Annotated in this window: 13 protein-coding genes and 1 riboswitch; of the genes, 11 read left to right on the top strand and 2 right to left on the bottom strand. The window is 69.6% G+C overall.

Annotated elements, in window-relative coordinates; genetic code table 11:
* Positions 1–233 precede the first annotated feature (233 nt).
* From ACIBK4_RS18825 to ACIBK4_RS18785, 9 genes are all read left to right on the top strand, one after another.
* On the top strand, positions 234–2396 hold the full coding sequence (locus ACIBK4_RS18825) for a tetratricopeptide repeat protein (RefSeq protein ID WP_398995880.1): 2163 nt from the start codon (positions 234–236) through the stop codon (positions 2394–2396).
* A complete protein-coding gene (locus ACIBK4_RS18820) occupies positions 2393–3769 on the top strand; it encodes a cytochrome P450 (protein ID WP_398995879.1) in 1377 nt (458 codons plus the stop codon). Before ACIBK4_RS18825 ends, ACIBK4_RS18820 begins: the two co-directional genes overlap by 4 nt.
* Before the next feature lie 237 nt (positions 3770–4006).
* Positions 4007–4993, top strand: coding sequence for a transglycosylase family protein (locus ACIBK4_RS18815; protein WP_398995878.1), 987 nt, complete (start codon positions 4007–4009; stop codon positions 4991–4993).
* A gap of 194 nt (positions 4994–5187) precedes the next feature.
* A riboswitch (cyclic di-AMP (ydaO/yuaA leader) is annotated at positions 5188–5356 on the top strand.
* A gap of 9 nt (positions 5357–5365) precedes the next feature.
* Entirely contained in the window at positions 5366–6064 is a 699-nt protein-coding gene (locus ACIBK4_RS18810; RefSeq protein ID WP_398995877.1) for a transglycosylase family protein, read from the top strand.
* A gap of 312 nt (positions 6065–6376) precedes the next feature.
* Positions 6377–7663 carry a phosphopyruvate hydratase gene (gene eno / locus ACIBK4_RS18805; RefSeq protein ID WP_398996427.1) on the top strand — a complete coding sequence of 429 codons (1287 nt, stop codon included), beginning with the start codon at positions 6377–6379 and terminating at the stop codon, positions 7661–7663.
* A 121-nt stretch (positions 7664–7784) separates the two neighbouring features.
* A complete protein-coding gene (locus ACIBK4_RS18800; RefSeq protein ID WP_329553378.1) occupies positions 7785–8261 on the top strand; it encodes a septum formation initiator family protein in 477 nt (158 codons plus the stop codon).
* Between the two features lie 61 nt (positions 8262–8322).
* A complete protein-coding gene (locus ACIBK4_RS18795) occupies positions 8323–8889 on the top strand; it encodes a DUF501 domain-containing protein (protein ID WP_398995876.1) in 567 nt (188 codons plus the stop codon).
* Entirely contained in the window at positions 8886–9857 is a 972-nt protein-coding gene (locus ACIBK4_RS18790) for an exopolyphosphatase (RefSeq protein WP_398995875.1), read from the top strand. The genes ACIBK4_RS18795 and ACIBK4_RS18790 overlap by 4 nt, the downstream gene beginning before the upstream one ends.
* A gap of 182 nt (positions 9858–10039) precedes the next feature.
* The gene (locus ACIBK4_RS18785; protein ID WP_398995874.1) at positions 10040–10315 is read left to right on the top strand and encodes a hypothetical protein; all 276 of its coding nucleotides are present in this window, start codon (positions 10040–10042) and stop codon (positions 10313–10315) included.
* 34 nt (positions 10316–10349) lie between these two features.
* Here ACIBK4_RS18785 and ACIBK4_RS18780 read toward each other — a convergent pair whose 3' ends face one another.
* On the bottom strand, positions 10350–11366 hold the full coding sequence (locus ACIBK4_RS18780) for a zinc-binding dehydrogenase (protein ID WP_398995873.1): 1017 nt from the start codon (positions 11364–11366) through the stop codon (positions 10350–10352).
* 90 nt (positions 11367–11456) lie between these two features.
* Complete coding sequence (locus ACIBK4_RS18775; RefSeq protein ID WP_398995872.1) at positions 11457–12245, bottom strand: class I SAM-dependent methyltransferase; 789 nt, start codon at positions 12243–12245, stop codon at positions 11457–11459.
* A gap of 487 nt (positions 12246–12732) precedes the next feature.
* Between ACIBK4_RS18775 and ACIBK4_RS18770 the strand changes: the two genes are divergently transcribed.
* Entirely contained in the window at positions 12733–14133 is a 1401-nt protein-coding gene (locus ACIBK4_RS18770) for an NAD(P)/FAD-dependent oxidoreductase (protein ID WP_398995871.1), read from the top strand.
* A gap of 232 nt (positions 14134–14365) precedes the next feature.
* Entirely contained in the window at positions 14366–15658 is a 1293-nt protein-coding gene (locus ACIBK4_RS18765; RefSeq protein WP_398995870.1) for a class I SAM-dependent methyltransferase, read from the top strand.
* Positions 15659–15779 lie beyond the last annotated feature (121 nt).

Genomic DNA, 15779 nt, shown 5'->3' with positions numbered 1-15779 from the left:
GGAGTGTTGGGGCAGGGACGGGTTCGGGTGTGGGGGAGTGCGTGGACGACGGGGAGTTGGAGCGGCTGGCTGACGAGGCGGCCGATGTGTTGGCGATGGGATTGGGCTCGCCTGACTGGGCCGCGGTCCAGAGCGAGTTTGTGACCTGGTTCAGACGGCGCGGACTGGACGCGTATGCGGGGGCTATCGGCGCTGTCCAATGGGGGAGGAGACGATCCCCCAGCGAGGAGCGGATGGCACTGTGGCGTCGCCAGCTGCGCGAGGGAATCGGGAGGCCGTCCGACGTCGCGGCGGCCAGCGAACTCCGCTCCCTCACCGATCGGTTGCTCCCGTCCGTGCTGCTGGCGCCCAGCGACGGAGCACTTGTCGACATCGGACGGCCGGCGCCCCTGCCCCTACCCCCCGAGCCCACCGGCGGAGACCTCCTCGACTTCCGCCTCAGCACCTTCAACGGGCAGGTCGTCGGCGTCCAGCACGTGAACAACACGTACGGCGCAGTCCCGCCTTCGGGTGACGCCCAACCAGGCCCGCTCGACTGGCCGTTGGTGAAAGACGTCGAGCCGCGTACACACGGGGTCCGGCCGACCCGCCGGGTGAAGGGGCTGCCCGCGTTGCCGCCGTACGTACGCAGGGACCAGGACGGGATGGTCGACTCGGCTTTGGAGCAGGCGCGTTCGGAGGGCGGATTGGTGGTCGTCCTTGGTCCGGCGTACTCGGGCAAGTCGCGTACCGCCCTGGCTGCGATGGCTCAAGTACTCCCCGAATACCGCGTGTTCGCGCCCGCCCAGCATGAAGACCTACGGAAGCTGCCCGCGCTGCTGCGGGGCCGGGCGGAGCGGTGTGTCGTCTGGCTGGACGACCTCGACGTGCATCTCGGGAACGGTGGTCTGGAGCCGAGACTGCTGGGCCAGTTGACCGGGCTCGAAGCGGTCGTACTGGCGACGATGCGGGAGGAGGCCTACGCCAAGCACGCCCGGAGGACGTCCGCTCAGAGCCGGCTGCTGGGCCTGGCGCAGCTCGTTGAACTTCCTCGCGTCTGGGGGCCCGCCGAACGGAAGCGTGCTGAGGAGATGGGTGATCCCCGGCTCGTCGAGGCTGCCCGCGAGAGCGGCACGGTGGGAGTCGCCACCTACCTCGCCATCGGCCCCCGCCTCTGGAACGACTGGCAACTTGCCCCGAACCGGGAGCGGCACCCTCGCGCCCACGCGCTGGTACGGGCGGCCGTGGATCTGGCCCGGTGCGGGCTGAAGGGGCCTTTGTCGCAGGACCTGTTGGTGATGATGCACGAGAGGTACGACGTCGAGGGGCTGGAGCGGGAGTCTCTGGAAGACGCCTGGGAGTGGGCCGGGCGGAAGCGGTACGGGGTGCTGCGCCTGCTGAGGTGGAGCGAACGGCCGAAGGGATCGTTCGCGGACGTGTTGCCGTATTTCGTGTACACGGCTGACCAGGACGAGACGTTCCCGCCCGTCGCCGACTGGGTGTGGGGGTACGCGCTGGAGGAGGCGCGGGCCAACCCGGCGATGTACGAAGTAGAGAGCGTTGCCGCCAGGGCACGGACGGCATATCTGAGCAAGGCCGAGACGGGGGACGCGTCGGCCATGCACGCCCTCGGCCTGCTCGAAGAGAGCCTTGGGGAGGGGGAGAAGGCCGAGTCGTGGTTCCGACGGGCAGTGGAGGCGGGGTGGGTCGAGTCCGCTGGGTACCTTGGGCGGCTGCTTGTGGAGCGCGGCGAGAGCAGGGAGGCGGAACCCTTCCTGGAGTCGGCCGCCGAAGCCGGGGACGGTGACGCGGCAATGCTGCTCGGAAAGCTCTTGTTGGAGCGAGCCGAAGGGTGGATGTGGGACGGGGCCGAGGCGGGGAACCCGGAGGCCATGCACCGCTTGGGCGATGTGCTGTTCGGAAAGGGGGATGTCGAGGCCGCCGGCGGTCGCTACTTCGAGGCGGCGACCGTGGGATATACCGGGGTCGCCCTGAGCCTGGGTTTGTGGCATCTCCTGCGCAACGAGCGTGACGAAGCCGAGGTGTGGCTGGGTCGCGCGGCGGGAGACGGCAATGAGCGGGCAAGTTACCCGCAAGCACTGTTGAAGCGCGAGCCTGCGGCCCTGGCGGATGTCGCGACCTACTTCAGCGACACCGACGACTGGCCCCTCGATATTGCCCACTACGGCGTCGTACTGGAGAAGCAGGGCGACCTCGACGAAGCCCGTGCCCAATACGAGAAGGCCTACGAGTCCGGCGACTCCTACGGTGCCTACCGACTCGCCACCCTCCTCGAAAAGCAGGGCAACCCCGAAGAAGCCAAGCTCTGGTACCGCAAAGCCGCCGACATGGGACACCCCGCTGCCCTGAATGCCCTCGCCGAGCGCACCCCCACCCCGGATACCGTCAAGGAGTGACAGACCAGCCCAGCCACCCCACCCCGCCGGATCCCGGGACCCCCGCCCCCGAACTCTTCACCTGGGAATTCGCCACCAACCCCTACCCCGCCTACGCCTGGCTCCGCGAACACGCCCCCGTGCACAAGACCCGCCTGCCCAGCGGGGTCGAGGCCTGGTTGGTCACGCGTTACGGCGATGCCAAGCAGGCGCTCGCCGACCCGCGCCTCTCCAAGAACCCCGCTCACCACGACGAACCGGCGCACGCCAAGGGCAAGACCGGGATTCCGGGTGAGCGCAAGGCCGAGTTGATGACGCATCTGCTGAACATCGACCCGCCGGACCACACGCGCCTCCGACGACTGGTCAGCAAGGCGTTCACACCCCGGCGGGTGGCCGAATTTGCGCCCCGGGTGCAGGAGTTGACGAACGATCTGATCGACCGGTTCGCAGCGGAGGGCTCCGCCGACCTCATCCACGACTTCGCCTTCCCGCTCCCCATCTACGCCATCTGCGACCTCCTCGGCGTCCCCCGCGAGGACCAGGACGACTTCCGGGACTGGGCGGGCATGATGATCCGTCACGGGGGCGGGCCGCGAGGCGGAGTCGCGCGGTCCGTCAAGAAGATGCGGAGCTATCTCGCCGAACTCATCCACCGCAAGCGCGAGGCTCTGACCGACGCCCCCACCCCGCACCTTGACGCGAACCTCTCCGGCGCCCCCGCTCAGCAACCCGGCAGGAACCCCTCCGACACCCCCGCCTCCGCCCCCGCCCCCGGCGAAGACCTCCTCTCCGGCCTCATCCGCGCCTCCGACCACGGCGAGCACCTCACCGAGAACGAGGCCGCGGCGATGGCCTTCATCCTCCTCTTCGCCGGGTTCGAGACGACCGTCAATCTGATCGGCAACGGCACGTACGCCCTCCTCACCCACCCCGACCAGCGCACCCGCCTGGAGAAGTCCCTGGCCGCGGGGGAGCACGACCTCCTCGAAACCGGCGTAGAGGAACTCCTGCGCTACGACGGCCCGGTGGAGCTCGCCACCTGGCGGTTCGCCACCCGGCCGCTCACGCTCGGCGGGGAGGACATCGCGGCCGGCGACCCCGTGCTCGTCGTACTCGCCGCCGCGGACCGTGATCCGGAACGGTTCGCCGATCCCGACGTGCTCGATCTCGGGCGGCGTGACAATCAACACCTCGGTTACGGCCACGGGATCCACTACTGCCTCGGCGCCCCGCTCGCCCGCCTGGAGGGCCAGACCGCGCTGGCCACCCTCCTCACCCGCCTCCCCGACCTGCAACTCGCCGTGGATCCGGCCGACTTGCGCTGGCGCGGCGGCCTCATCATGCGCGGACTCCGCACCCTCCCCGTGGAGTTCACCCCAGAGCGCCCCTGAACGGGGTGGTCAGAGCCCGCGAACCCCAAGCCCGAACAGGTCATCCAGCGCCCTAAACCCGAAAGTGACAGTTCTTCAACTCTGTGATCTTCACGTGATCTCCGTGGCATTAACTTGTGACAAGTGATCGACTGTGGATACGTTCACCTACCAGCGCGGCGCCCCGCACCACCCCTCGCACCACCCCGCACGCCCCCCGCCGCGCGGTCCCCCCGCTGTCACGCGAAAGGCCTCCGCATGCTCTCCGGGAACGGTCGTCACCGTCGCCCCCGTCAGGCTCCGGCACTCCTCGTCGCGGCCGGCGTCACCGGCTCCGCCATCGCCATCCCGCTCCTCGGCGCCGCCGCGGCGAACGCCGCCGACGGCACGACCTGGGACAAGGTGGCCAACTGCGAGAGCGGCGGCTCCTGGAGCGAGAACGACGGCAACGGCTACTACGGCGGCCTCCAGGTGACGCAGGACGAATGGGACAAGTACGGCGGCCTCGACTACGCGCCCAGCGCCGACCTGGCCAGCCGCTCCCAGCAGATAGCCGTCGCCGAGAAGATCCTCGCCGACAAGGGCACCTCCGCCTGGACGACCTGCGCGCTGCTCTCCGGCCTCACCACCACCTCGGGTTCGACGAACGTCGACACCGGCCTCGCGAGCGACTCCCCGTCGGGCACCCCGACCGGTTCGTCCGACTCCGACGCGGACTCCGGTTCGTCCGACCCGTCCACTTCCTCCGGGTTGTCCGACTCCGGCGTCACGGACTCGACTTCGTCCGGCACGTCTGGCACCTCCGACGCGTCCGGCGACTCGTCGAGCGACAGCCCCTCGCCCACCGCGACGGACAACTCCGCCAAGTCCGACAAGTCCGCCACTCCTTCGGCCGGTGACGACTCGGTCGCCGCTTCCCCGAAGCTCGACGAATCGGACAACTCGGCCCAGGCGGCGGGCAAGTCGAGCCTCGTCGACACCGGCGCGCTCGGTGATTCCGGCGAGCAGGGGAGCAGTCAGCAGAGTGCCGGGAAGCACCGCGGGGCGAGTGCCGAGGAAAGTGTGACGCCGCAGACGTACACCGTCCGCGCCGGCGACTCCCTCGCGTCCATCGCCGACTCCCTTGGCTTCGACGGCGGATGGCGTGCACTCTACGCCGAGAACAAAAAGGTGATAGGCGCCGATCCGACCCAGATCGCCGCCGGTCAGACCTTGGATGTCGGCACGGAAGCGGACGAAAACTAGCAAGAGGGCGGCGGGAGTTCGCGTCATGCTTCGCTCGGGAATGTCCGGTTTGATCAAAGTGTGGGATGAGTCTCAGAAGGCCTGATCGTCTTTGAAATCCCGTGGATTCTCTGTCTACGGTCAAGGCCGCTCGTCACCACGAGCGTCCGGTTGCCGCAACGCCGAGTCCTGCCAGCGGCCTCCGGGAACAGTCGTCGCGTCAAGCGCCGTAGGCAGGAGCGGGGGACCCAAGGTAAGCGCCGGGCCCGGCAGTTGATGCCGGGTGCGGCTTGGGGTGAAGTCGTGCGCCGAGAGGTGCGCGGCCGGGCAACTCACACGGCCCGAACCCGACAGCTCACCTCGCAGGCGTCGGTGAGGGGATTGGGATTTTCCATGCTGTTTTCCAGCAAGGGCAAGCACCGCCGTCCGTCCAAGGCCACCCGCGTCGCCACGCTCGCCGGCGTCACCGGTGTCGCGATAGCCGCCCCGCTCATGGCGACCGGCAGCGCCTCCGCCGCCACCGCGTCCGAGTGGGACACGGTCGCCAGCTGCGAGTCCGGCGGCAACTGGTCCATCAACACCGGTAACGGCTACTACGGCGGCCTGCAGTTCTCCGCCTCGACGTGGGCCGCGTACGGCGGCACCGCCTACGCCGCGACCGCGAACCAGGCCTCCAAGTCCCAGCAGATCGCCGTGGCCGAGAAGGTTCTCGCCGCCCAGGGCAAGGGCGCCTGGCCCACCTGCGGCACCGGCCTGTCGAGCGCCTCCTACTCCGGCGGCAGCTCCAGCTCCTCCTCGAACAGCTCGTCCGGCACCAGCTCCTCGAAGAGCACCACCGAGCGTTCCACGAGCGACACCACCGCCTCCCGCTCCGCCGAGCGCCCGGCGGCCAAGAAGACCGTCACCACCCCGACCGGCAAGAAGGTCAAGAAGGGTGACGGCGAGTACAAGGTCGTCAAGGGCGACACCCTCAGCTCCATCGCCGAGAAGCACAAGGTGAAGGGCGGCTGGCAGCAGCTGTTCAAGCTGAACAAGGACATCATCGACGACGCCGACTTCATCTTCCCGGGTCAGCAGCTCCACCTTAAGTAGTACTCAGCTGAACCACAGCGCCCTCACATCCGTGGGCTCCATCATGGAGACCTCGTGAGGGTCACCCCCGTCCCCCACGGGCTCCCCGCTCCGGTGCGTGTTCCCCCGTACGCACCGGGGCGGGGCTTTTTGTGCCCGGCTTCTGCAAGCCGCGCGCATTTTTACCGGACTCTTTGTTCCGTTCGGAAACAATTTACTCTCGGTTCTGTCCATCAGGCGGCCGACCGGATGGCCAATCGCCCCGAGCCGGTTAGGCTCGTCTCGCAGAGCCGCTGCGGTGTTGCCGTAGCCGCGTCAGAACCCAAGAAGGAGATGCTCGTGCCGTCCATCGACGTCGTCGTAGCCCGGGAAATCCTGGACTCCCGAGGCAACCCCACGGTCGAGGTCGAGGTCGGCCTCGACGACGGCAGCACGGGTCGTGCCGCCGTTCCGTCCGGCGCCTCCACGGGTGCCTTCGAAGCCATCGAGCTGCGTGACGGCGACCCCAACCGCTACGGCGGCAAGGGTGTCGAGAAGGCCGTCCTCGCCGTCATCGAGCAGATCGGCCCGGAGCTCGTCGGCTACGACGCCACCGAGCAGCGCCTGATCGACCAGGCGATGTTCGACCTGGACGCCACCGACAACAAGGGCTCGCTCGGCGCCAACGCCATCCTCGGCGTCTCCCTCGCCGTCGCGCACGCCGCGTCCGAGGCCAGCGACCTCCCCCTCTTCCGCTACCTCGGCGGCCCGAACGCGCACCTGCTGCCCGTTCCGATGATGAACATCCTGAACGGCGGCTCGCACGCCGACTCGAACGTGGACATCCAGGAGTTCATGATCGCCCCGATCGGCGCGGAGTCCTTCTCCGAGGCGCTGCGCTGGGGCGCCGAGGTCTACCACACCCTCAAGAAGGTGCTGAAGACCAAGGGCCTGTCCACCGGCCTCGGCGACGAGGGCGGCTTCGCCCCGAACCTGGAGTCCAACCGCGCCGCCCTCGACCTCATCATCGAGGCCATCAAGCAGGCCGGTTACATCCCCGGCGAGCAGATCGCGCTCGCGCTCGACGTCGCCGCGTCCGAGTTCTACAAGGACGGCAAGTACGAGTTCGAGGGCAAGTCCCGCTCGGCCGCCGAGATGACCGAGTACTACGAGGAGCTCGTCTCCGCGTACCCGCTCGTCTCCATCGAGGACCCGCTGTACGAGGACGACTGGGCCGGCTGGAAGGTCATCACCGACAAGATCGGCGAGAAGGTCCAGATCGTCGGCGACGACCTCTTCGTCACCAACCCCGAGCGCCTCGCCCGCGGCATCGAGGAGGGCACCGCCAACGCCCTGCTCGTCAAGGTGAACCAGATCGGCTCGCTGACCGAGACCCTGGACGCCGTCGAGATGGCCCAGCGCAACGGCTTCAAGTGCATGATGTCCCACCGCTCCGGCGAGACCGAGGACGTCACCATCGCCGACCTCGCCGTCGCGGTGAACTGCGGCCAGATCAAGACCGGCGCCCCGGCCCGCTCGGACCGCGTCGCCAAGTACAACCAGCTGCTGCGCATCGAGGAGATCCTCGACGACGCGGCCGAGTACGCGGGCCGCAGCGCGTTCCCCCGCTTCAAGGGCTGAGCGGTATCGGGCTGACCCCGGGGATCCACCGGGTCAATCCTTAGCCAGTCGTACGTACGTCCCCGCACCCGGTCCCGTACCGTGTGCGGGGACGTACGCACGTGTGAAGGGGAGGCGGGACATGGCCGTGAAGGACCGGGACCGGTTCTCCACCGCGACCAGGCTCAAGCTGCTCGGCGAGCAGACGGCGGCCCGTGTCTACCGCTCCCAGACCAAACGGCAGGCCCGCCGCTCCCGGCTCACCGGCCGGGCGGCCCTCCTCGCCCTGGTGCTGTGCTCGCTGATCGTGGCGCTGGCGTACCCGATAAGGCAGTACGTCTCCCAGCGCGCCGAGATCTCCGATCTCCAGCGGCAGCAGGACCAGGCACGCCAGCGCGTCGAGCAGCTCCGCGACCTCAAGGCACGCTGGCAGGACGACTCGTACGCGGAGCAGCAGATCCGGCAGCGGCTGCACTATGTGATGCCGGGGGAGACCGGTTACATCGTGATCGACCCGGACGCGGCGAAGCAGTCGCGCGCGGAACTGGGCGCGGCCGACCGTCCCTGGTACGCGAACGTGTGGGACGGCGTCGACAAGTCCGACGCGTCCGACCAGTGAGCACCAGCAGCCAGAACCACCAGCGAGAACTGACCCATAGAAAGACGTCCTGAAGACAGTCATGGAAAAGCCCCCGCCGTCCACTCCGCGCACCGAGCCCACCGACGCCGACGTCGAGGCCTTCAAGCAGCAGCTCGGGCGTCCGCCGCGCGGGCTGCGCGCGATCGCGCACCGTTGCCCGTGCGGACAGCCGGACGTGGTGGAGACGGCCCCCCGCCTCCCCGACGGCACCCCCTTCCCGACGACGTACTACCTCACGTGCCCGCGCGCCGCCTCGGCGATCGGCACGTTGGAGGCGAACGGCGTGATGAAGGAGATGACGGCGAGGCTGGAGACAGACCCCGAACTGGCCGCCGCGTACCGCGCCGCGCACGAGGACTACATCGCGCGCCGTGACGCCATCGAGGTCCTGGAGGGCTTCCCGAGCGCCGGCGGCATGCCGGACCGCGTGAAGTGCCTGCACGTCCTGGTGGGCCACTCCCTGGCCGCGGGCCCGGGCGTCAACCCGCTCGGCGACGAGGCGATCGCGATGCTGCCGGAGTGGTGGGCGAAGGGCCCGTGCGTGACCGTGCCCGGGGTACCGCCGACCGGCGAGGAGCCCGTCGCGTCGAAGGAGGACGACCAGTGACCCGCGTCGCCGCCGTCGACTGCGGTACGAACTCGATCCGCCTCCTCGTGGCAGACGTAGACCCGGCGACGGGTCAACTGGTCGACCTGGACCGGCGGATGACGATCGTCCGGCTCGGCCAGGGTGTCGACAAGACCGGCCGGCTGGCCCCCGAGGCGCTGGAGCGCACGTTCGCGGCCTGCCGTGACTACGCGGCGATCATCAAGGAACTCGGCGCGGAACGCGTCCGCTTCGTCGCCACGTCGGCCTCCCGCGACGCCTCGAACCGCGACGACTTCGTCCGCGGCGTCCTGGACATCCTCGGCGTCGAACCGGAGGTGATCACGGGCGACGAGGAGGCGGAACTCTCCTTCACGGGCGCGACCGCGGAACTCACCGGCCGCGACGACCTGGCCAAGCCGTACCTGGTCGTGGACATCGGCGGCGGCTCGACGGAGTTCGTGGTCGGCGACGACGCCGTCCGCGCCGGCCGCTCCGTGAACATCGGCTGCGTCCGCATGACGGAGCGCCACCTGGTCCGCGACGGCAAGGTCACCGACCCGCCCACCCCGGACCAGATCACGGCCATGCGCGCCGACATCGAGGCCGCCCTCGACCTCGCCGAGGAGACGGTCCCCCTCCGCGAGGCCCGCACCCTGGTAGGCCTGGCCGGCTCGGTCACCACGGTCTCGGCGATCGCCCAGAACCTCCCCGAGTACGACACGGAGGCCATCCACCACTCCCGCGTCTCCTACGACCGGGTCCGCGAGATCACGGAGTCCCTGCTCCGCTCCACCCACGCCGAACGCGCCGCCATCCCCTCCATGCACCCGGGCCGCGTCGACGTCATCGGCGCGGGCGCGCTCGTCCTCCTCTCGATCATGGAGCGGATCGGGGCGAGCGAGGTCGTGGTGAGCGAGCACGACATCCTGGACGGGATCGCGTTCAAGGCGGCGCGAGAGGCCGGGGCGGGCAAGCAGGGCGGCTGAGGCAACAGGCTGGGGGAAGTGGCTGGAGTCTCTGGCCGGGGTCTCTTCATGCCAAGGGTCGAAGCTCAATGAGATTCGCCCCTTGGCCGCATCGCCCGTCGGGCATAGTCGGTGCAGGGAGTTCACGGACCCGTGGTCGGTGAGCGGAACGTGTGCGACGGGGGGTGCGGATGATGGCAGTGATGCCGTTGGCCATCGTGATCGTCGTCCTGATCGGGCTGCTGATCTGGGCATCGGTTCGTTCCGGCAATCGACGTGCCCGAGCGCGACGTCAGGCCGGGACAGGACCGACCGTTCCGCCGCGCGTCCCACAGACACACAACCAAGGGGGCCGTACCCCTTCCGCGGCTTCGCCGGACGGTGCCGCGGGGCGGCGTCCCATGCTGACGGTGGCCGCCGAGATCGCCGGAATCCTCGGGCTGTTCATCGCTCTGATCGCCCTCGTCTCCACTCGCTAGGCAAGGGCGGACGCGGGCGCACCCCGGCATCGAGTCAGAGGCCGGCGTGCTGGTGCCGGACCCGCACCACCAGCTTCCCCGTGGCCCGGTCGTGCTCCATGTCCCCGTGGGCCTGCGGTACTTGCTCCAGTCCGTCGTACACCCGGTCTACAGGGAAGGCGAGTTGGCCGGTGGCAACCGCGTCGAGGATCTCTTGGAACACCGCTGGAGGCAGGTCGGACGCGTCGCCGAAGTAGCCCGCGAGGCGAACTCCCCTCGGCAGGTACTCATTTGGGGAGAAGTCCCGCACCGTCCACTGATTGGAGAGGCTGCCGCCGAAGCAGGCCGTGCCGTGGACGCGTACCGCGCGCAGGGTGTCGGGGAGGGTCGGCGTGCCGACGAGGTCGAGGGCGGCGTCGACACCGGACGGATACAACTCCCGTACGGCGGACGCGACTTCGCCGGTGTCGAGGAGCGGGTGGTCCACGCCCCGTTCCTTCAGCAGAGCCAGGCGATCGGGGCGGCGAGTCGTGGACAGCACCGTCGCTCCGCGCCACGTCGCCAGCGCGGCGGCGGCCAGGCCCACCGAGGACGTGCCGCCCCGGATCAGCACGGTCTGGCCGGGCCGCAGGTCCAGCCCGACCGTGAGCGAGCCGTAGGCCGTCTGCACCATCTCCGGCAGCGCGCCCAGCACCTCCCAGGGCAGCTCGGTATCGACGGGGATCACCTGGGCCGGCGGCACCGACGTGTACTCCGCGTACCCGCCGTCGTAGGTCCGCCCCATGTCCCCCATCATCGCGACGACCTTCTGCCCCCGCACCAGCCCACTGCCGGCCGGAGCCGCGTCGACCGTGCCGGTGGCCTCGATCCCCGGCACCCGGGGGAAACTGACGCCCTCGCTCACCCCCAGCCGCAGCTTCAACTCCGACCGGTTGACCCCGAACGCCTCGACCCGGATCCGCACCCACCCGTCCCGCTCGGGAGGGAGGGGGAGCGTGGTCAGCCGCAGGTTCTCCACGGGGCCGGGGCCGGAGAGCTGGACGGCGCGCATGGTGCTCGGCGTGGAGGTCATGGGGCGTGCCTTCTTCCCAGGGGAGGGGAGACCCGGTCGGGGCTGCACAACATGCGACGTCCGCGGCTTCATTCCCGACTGGGCCTGGATCTACGGCCGTTGGCGCACATGTAGGTCGGTTGATGTACGCGTGGGTCGGAAGTCCGCCACCAGGATCCGGTAGCCGACGTCGACGGTGTCCAGCGCGAGCAGATCGGCGTTCCGCTCGTGCCAGCGGCCCGTCGCGAGGTCGTCGGCGAGCCTCGCCAGGCCGGGCGCGAGGGCGTCCTCCCCGGTCTGCGCCAGCATGGAGATCCCGGCGCGCACCTCGGGGTCGAGGTAGGCGTGCGGGCGGCGCCAGTACGCCGCGCCGAACCCGTCCGTGCAGTCGTGCGGGACCGGGACGGTCTCCACCCGCGCCCCGCCGAGCAGCGCGGCCAGCCGTTCGGGCGGGACGGCGCGGGTGTCGTCGTAGGCCGCGGCCTGGGGGAGGTAGTCGCGGACCAGCCAGAACCGTTCGCGGAAGACCCGCTGGTCCCAGGTCAGGACGACGACGCGGCGGCGCGCGACCCGGCGGAGTTCGGCGAGACCGGCCGCGAGGTCGGTCCAGTGGTGGACGGTCAGCACCGCCATGACGGCGTCGGCGGCGTCGTCGCGCAGCGGCAGGCGTTCGGCCACCGCGCACACGGCGGGCGCGGACCCGGGCGGGCGCTGGGCAAGCATGGTCCGGCTGGGTTCTACGGCGAGCAGCGTGTGCGGCGGTTCGTAGGAGCCGGTGCCCGCGCCCACGTCGATCACGTCCTCCGCGTCCCCGAGCGCGGCCTGGATCCGCGCGGCGATGCGTGGGTCCGGGCGCCGGGTCCTGGCATACGTCGTGCCGAGCGTGTCGTAGACGGCCATGCTTCCGAGTATGGGGAGAAGGCGCGCTCCGGGACCCTCGCGACCCCGAATTATTACCCGCCGGTATTAAACTCCTGAGCAGCCCATATAACGTATGAGCGGGAGCAGGGGCGCTCGCGGACCCCCTTCGGAACGTGTCCGTAAGAAAGTTCGTGAAGTTCTTCACAAGGAATTCTGTCCTGTTGGACGACGAGACTGCCCCGGTTGGCCCTTCCGGGGTCTCGGCGGGGCTGGGAGCGTGTTCCGGGGGGCGGTGCGGGAGTGATTCGGGGGAGTTTCGGGAGGGTGTCGTGGAGGTGTGGTCCAGGGGGGTCGAAGGGGCAGAGCGGCAGCTCACGCGGCCTTGACAACGGGGCGAACCGACCCGTGGTTCCCCGCCCGTGACGTGACCTGGATCATGCGAGTCGCGGAGGATAACACACCCCCCACCGAAGCTTGTGAAGGGGCGCACGAGCGACCCCCCAGGGGCAGGTGGATACTCGATGGCATGAGCACCACGGAGCGTCCCAGGATCCTCGTAGTAGGCGGTGGGTACGTAGGCCTGTACGCAGCTCGGCGCATTCTCAAGAAGATGCGCTACGGCGAGGCGACCGTCACGGTCGTCGACCCCCGGTCGTACATGACCTACCAGCCCTTCCTCCCCGAAGCCGCCGCCGGCAGCATCTCCCCTCGGCACGTCGTCGTCCCGTTGCGACGCGTCCTGCCCAAGGCGGAGGTCCTCACCGGCCGGGTCACCACCATCGACCAGGACCGCAAGGTCGCCACGATCGCCCCCCTCGTGGGCGAGGCGTACGAGCTGCCTTTCGACTACCTCGTCATCGCGATGGGCGCGGTCTCCCGCACCTTCCCGATCCCCGGCCTCGCCGAACAGGGCATCGGCATGAAGGGCATCGAGGAGTCCATCGGCCTGCGCAACCACGTCCTTGAGCAGCTCGACAAGGCCGACTCCACCACCGACGAGGAGATCCGCCGCAAGGCGCTCACCTTCGTCTTCATCGGCGGCGGTTTCGCCGGTGCGGAGACCATCGGCGAGGTCGAGGACATGGCCCGGGACGCGGCCAAGTACTACACCAACGTCTCCCGCGAGGACATGCGCTTCGTCCTCGTCGACGCCGCCGACAAGATCCTCCCGGAGGTCGGCCCCAAGCTCGGCCTCTACGGCAAGGAGCACCTGGAGAGCCGCGGGATCGAGATCTACCTCTCGACCTCGATGGACTCCTGCGTCGACGGTCACGTCGTGCTGAAGAACGGCCTTGAGGTCGACTCCAACACGATCGTGTGGACGGCCGGCGTCAAGCCGAACCCGGTCCTGTCCCGCTTCGGCCTCCCGCTCGGCCCGCGCGGTCACGTCGACGCCCAGCCGACCCTCCAGGTCACCGGCACCGACTACGTCTGGGCCGCCGGCGACAACGCCCAGGTCCCCGACATCGCCAGCCGCAAGGCCGGCGTCGAGAACGCCTGGTGCCCGCCGAACGCCCAGCACGCGCTGCGCCAGGCGAAGGTCCTCGGCGACAACGTGATCTCCGGTATGCGGGGCTTCCCGCAGAAGGAGTACTCGCACGCCAACAAGGGTGCGGTGGCGGGCCTCGGCCTCCACAAGGGCGTCGCGATGATCGTCATGGGCAAGATGAAGATCAAGGTCAAGGGCCGCCTCGCGTGGTACATGCACCGCGGCTACCACGGTCTGGCCATGCCGACCTGGAACCGCAAGATCCGCATCTTCGCCGACTGGACGCTCGCGATGTTCCTCAAGCGCGAGGTCGTCTCGCTCGGCGCCATGGAGAACCCCCGCGAGGAGTTCTACGAGGCCGCCAAGCCGGCGCCGGCTCCGGCCGCTGTCGCCGAGCCCGCTGCGGGCAAGACTGAAGCGAAGGCCAAGGCCTCCTGACCGTCCACGGTCACCTCTGACGACGCGAGAAGACGTAAGAAGCAGTAACCCCGAAGGGGCCGTCCGCCATCCGTGGTGCGGGCGGCCCCTTCGGCGTGCTGCACGTGTCACCTTCATGGCTGCTACATCTATTTTGCTTACTCGTAACGCTCAAGCAGGACTGCGATCGGGCCTGGCCGGTGTTTACGTAGTGATGGACAATTCCGGGATCCGCGTCACGGAGGTGTGCGCCATGGCTGATGCCGCGCTGCGGCTCAAATCCCTCTTCGAACAGCTACTGGGAACCCCCATCCCTGTGCGCATCCGCGCCTGGGACGGTTCCGAGGCAGGGCCGCCCGATGCGCCGACCTTGGTCGTACGCAATCGCCGTGCCCTGCGCCGACTCCTGTGGAAGCCCGGCGAACTGGGCATGGCCCGCGCCTGGGTCTCCGGCGACCTGGGCATCGAAGGCGACCTGTACGCCGCTCTCGACACGATGTCCGAGCTGGTGTGGGAGCGCGGCGAGGACGCCCGCACCCTCGCCCAGGCCCTGCGCGACCCCGACGTACGGTCCGCCGCCCGCGGACTGGTCAAGCTCGCCGGACTCCCGCTGCCGCCCGCCCCGCCCCCGGAGGAGGTCCGCCGCAGCCGCGCCCACCTCCACACCAAACGCACCGACAAACGCGCCATCAGCCACCACTACGACGTCGGCAACGACTTCTACGAGATCGTCCTCGGCCCCTCGATGGTCTACTCGTGCGCCTACTGGGAGTCCCCGGACGGCACGTTGGAGGACGCCCAGCGCGACAAGCTCGAACTCATCTGCCGCAAGCTGGAGTTGACGCCGGGTCAGCGACTCCTCGACGTCGGCTGCGGCTGGGGTTCGATGGCGATCCACGCGGCCCGCGAGTACGGCGTGAGCGTGGTCGGCGTGACCCTCTCCCAGGAACAGGCGGCCTACGCCCGTAAGCGCGTCGCGGGCGAGGGACTCACCGACAAGGTGGAGATCCGGGTGCAGGACTACCGGGACGTCACCGACGGCCCCTACGATGCCATCTCCTCCATCGGCATGGCCGAACACGTGGGCGCCGAGCGGTACTTGGAGTACGCGGGGGTCCTCCACTCGCTGCTCAAACCCGGCGGGCGGCTCCTGAACCACCAGATCGCCCGCCGCCCGCACCGCGACGAATCCTCGTACCACATCGACGAGTTCATCGACTCCTATGTCTTCCCCGACGGCGAACTCGCCCCGATCGGCACCACGGTGGGGCAGTTGGAGCGCGCCGGCCTTGAGGTGCGCGACGTCGAGGTCATCCGCGAGCACTACGCACTCACCCTGCGCCGCTGGGTCGCCAACCTGGAAGCCGAGTGGGCGCGCGCCGCCAAGCTCGCCGGGGCCGGCCGGGCCCGGGTCTGGCGCCTGTACATGGCGGCCTCCGCACTCGCCTTCGAGCGCAACCGCATCGGCGTCAACCAGGTCCTGGCCGTCCGCACCCCCGACGGCGGGAACTCCGGGATGCCGTTGCGCGCCCGAACCTGGAACTGACCACATGAGTCGGGGGGGGGGGGGGGGCCGCGGCGGCGGGGGGGGGGCGGGCGGGGGGGCCCGGCGGGGGGGGGGGCGGCCCCCCGCCCGCGCGGGGCCCCCGGGGGCCCGGCCCCGCCGC

This window comes from Streptomyces sp. NPDC050528 (genome assembly GCF_044457795.1).
In the GTDB taxonomy this organism is placed as follows: Bacteria; Actinomycetota; Actinomycetes; order Streptomycetales; family Streptomycetaceae; genus Streptomyces.
This window is presented reverse-complemented; position numbering and strand designations above follow the sequence as displayed.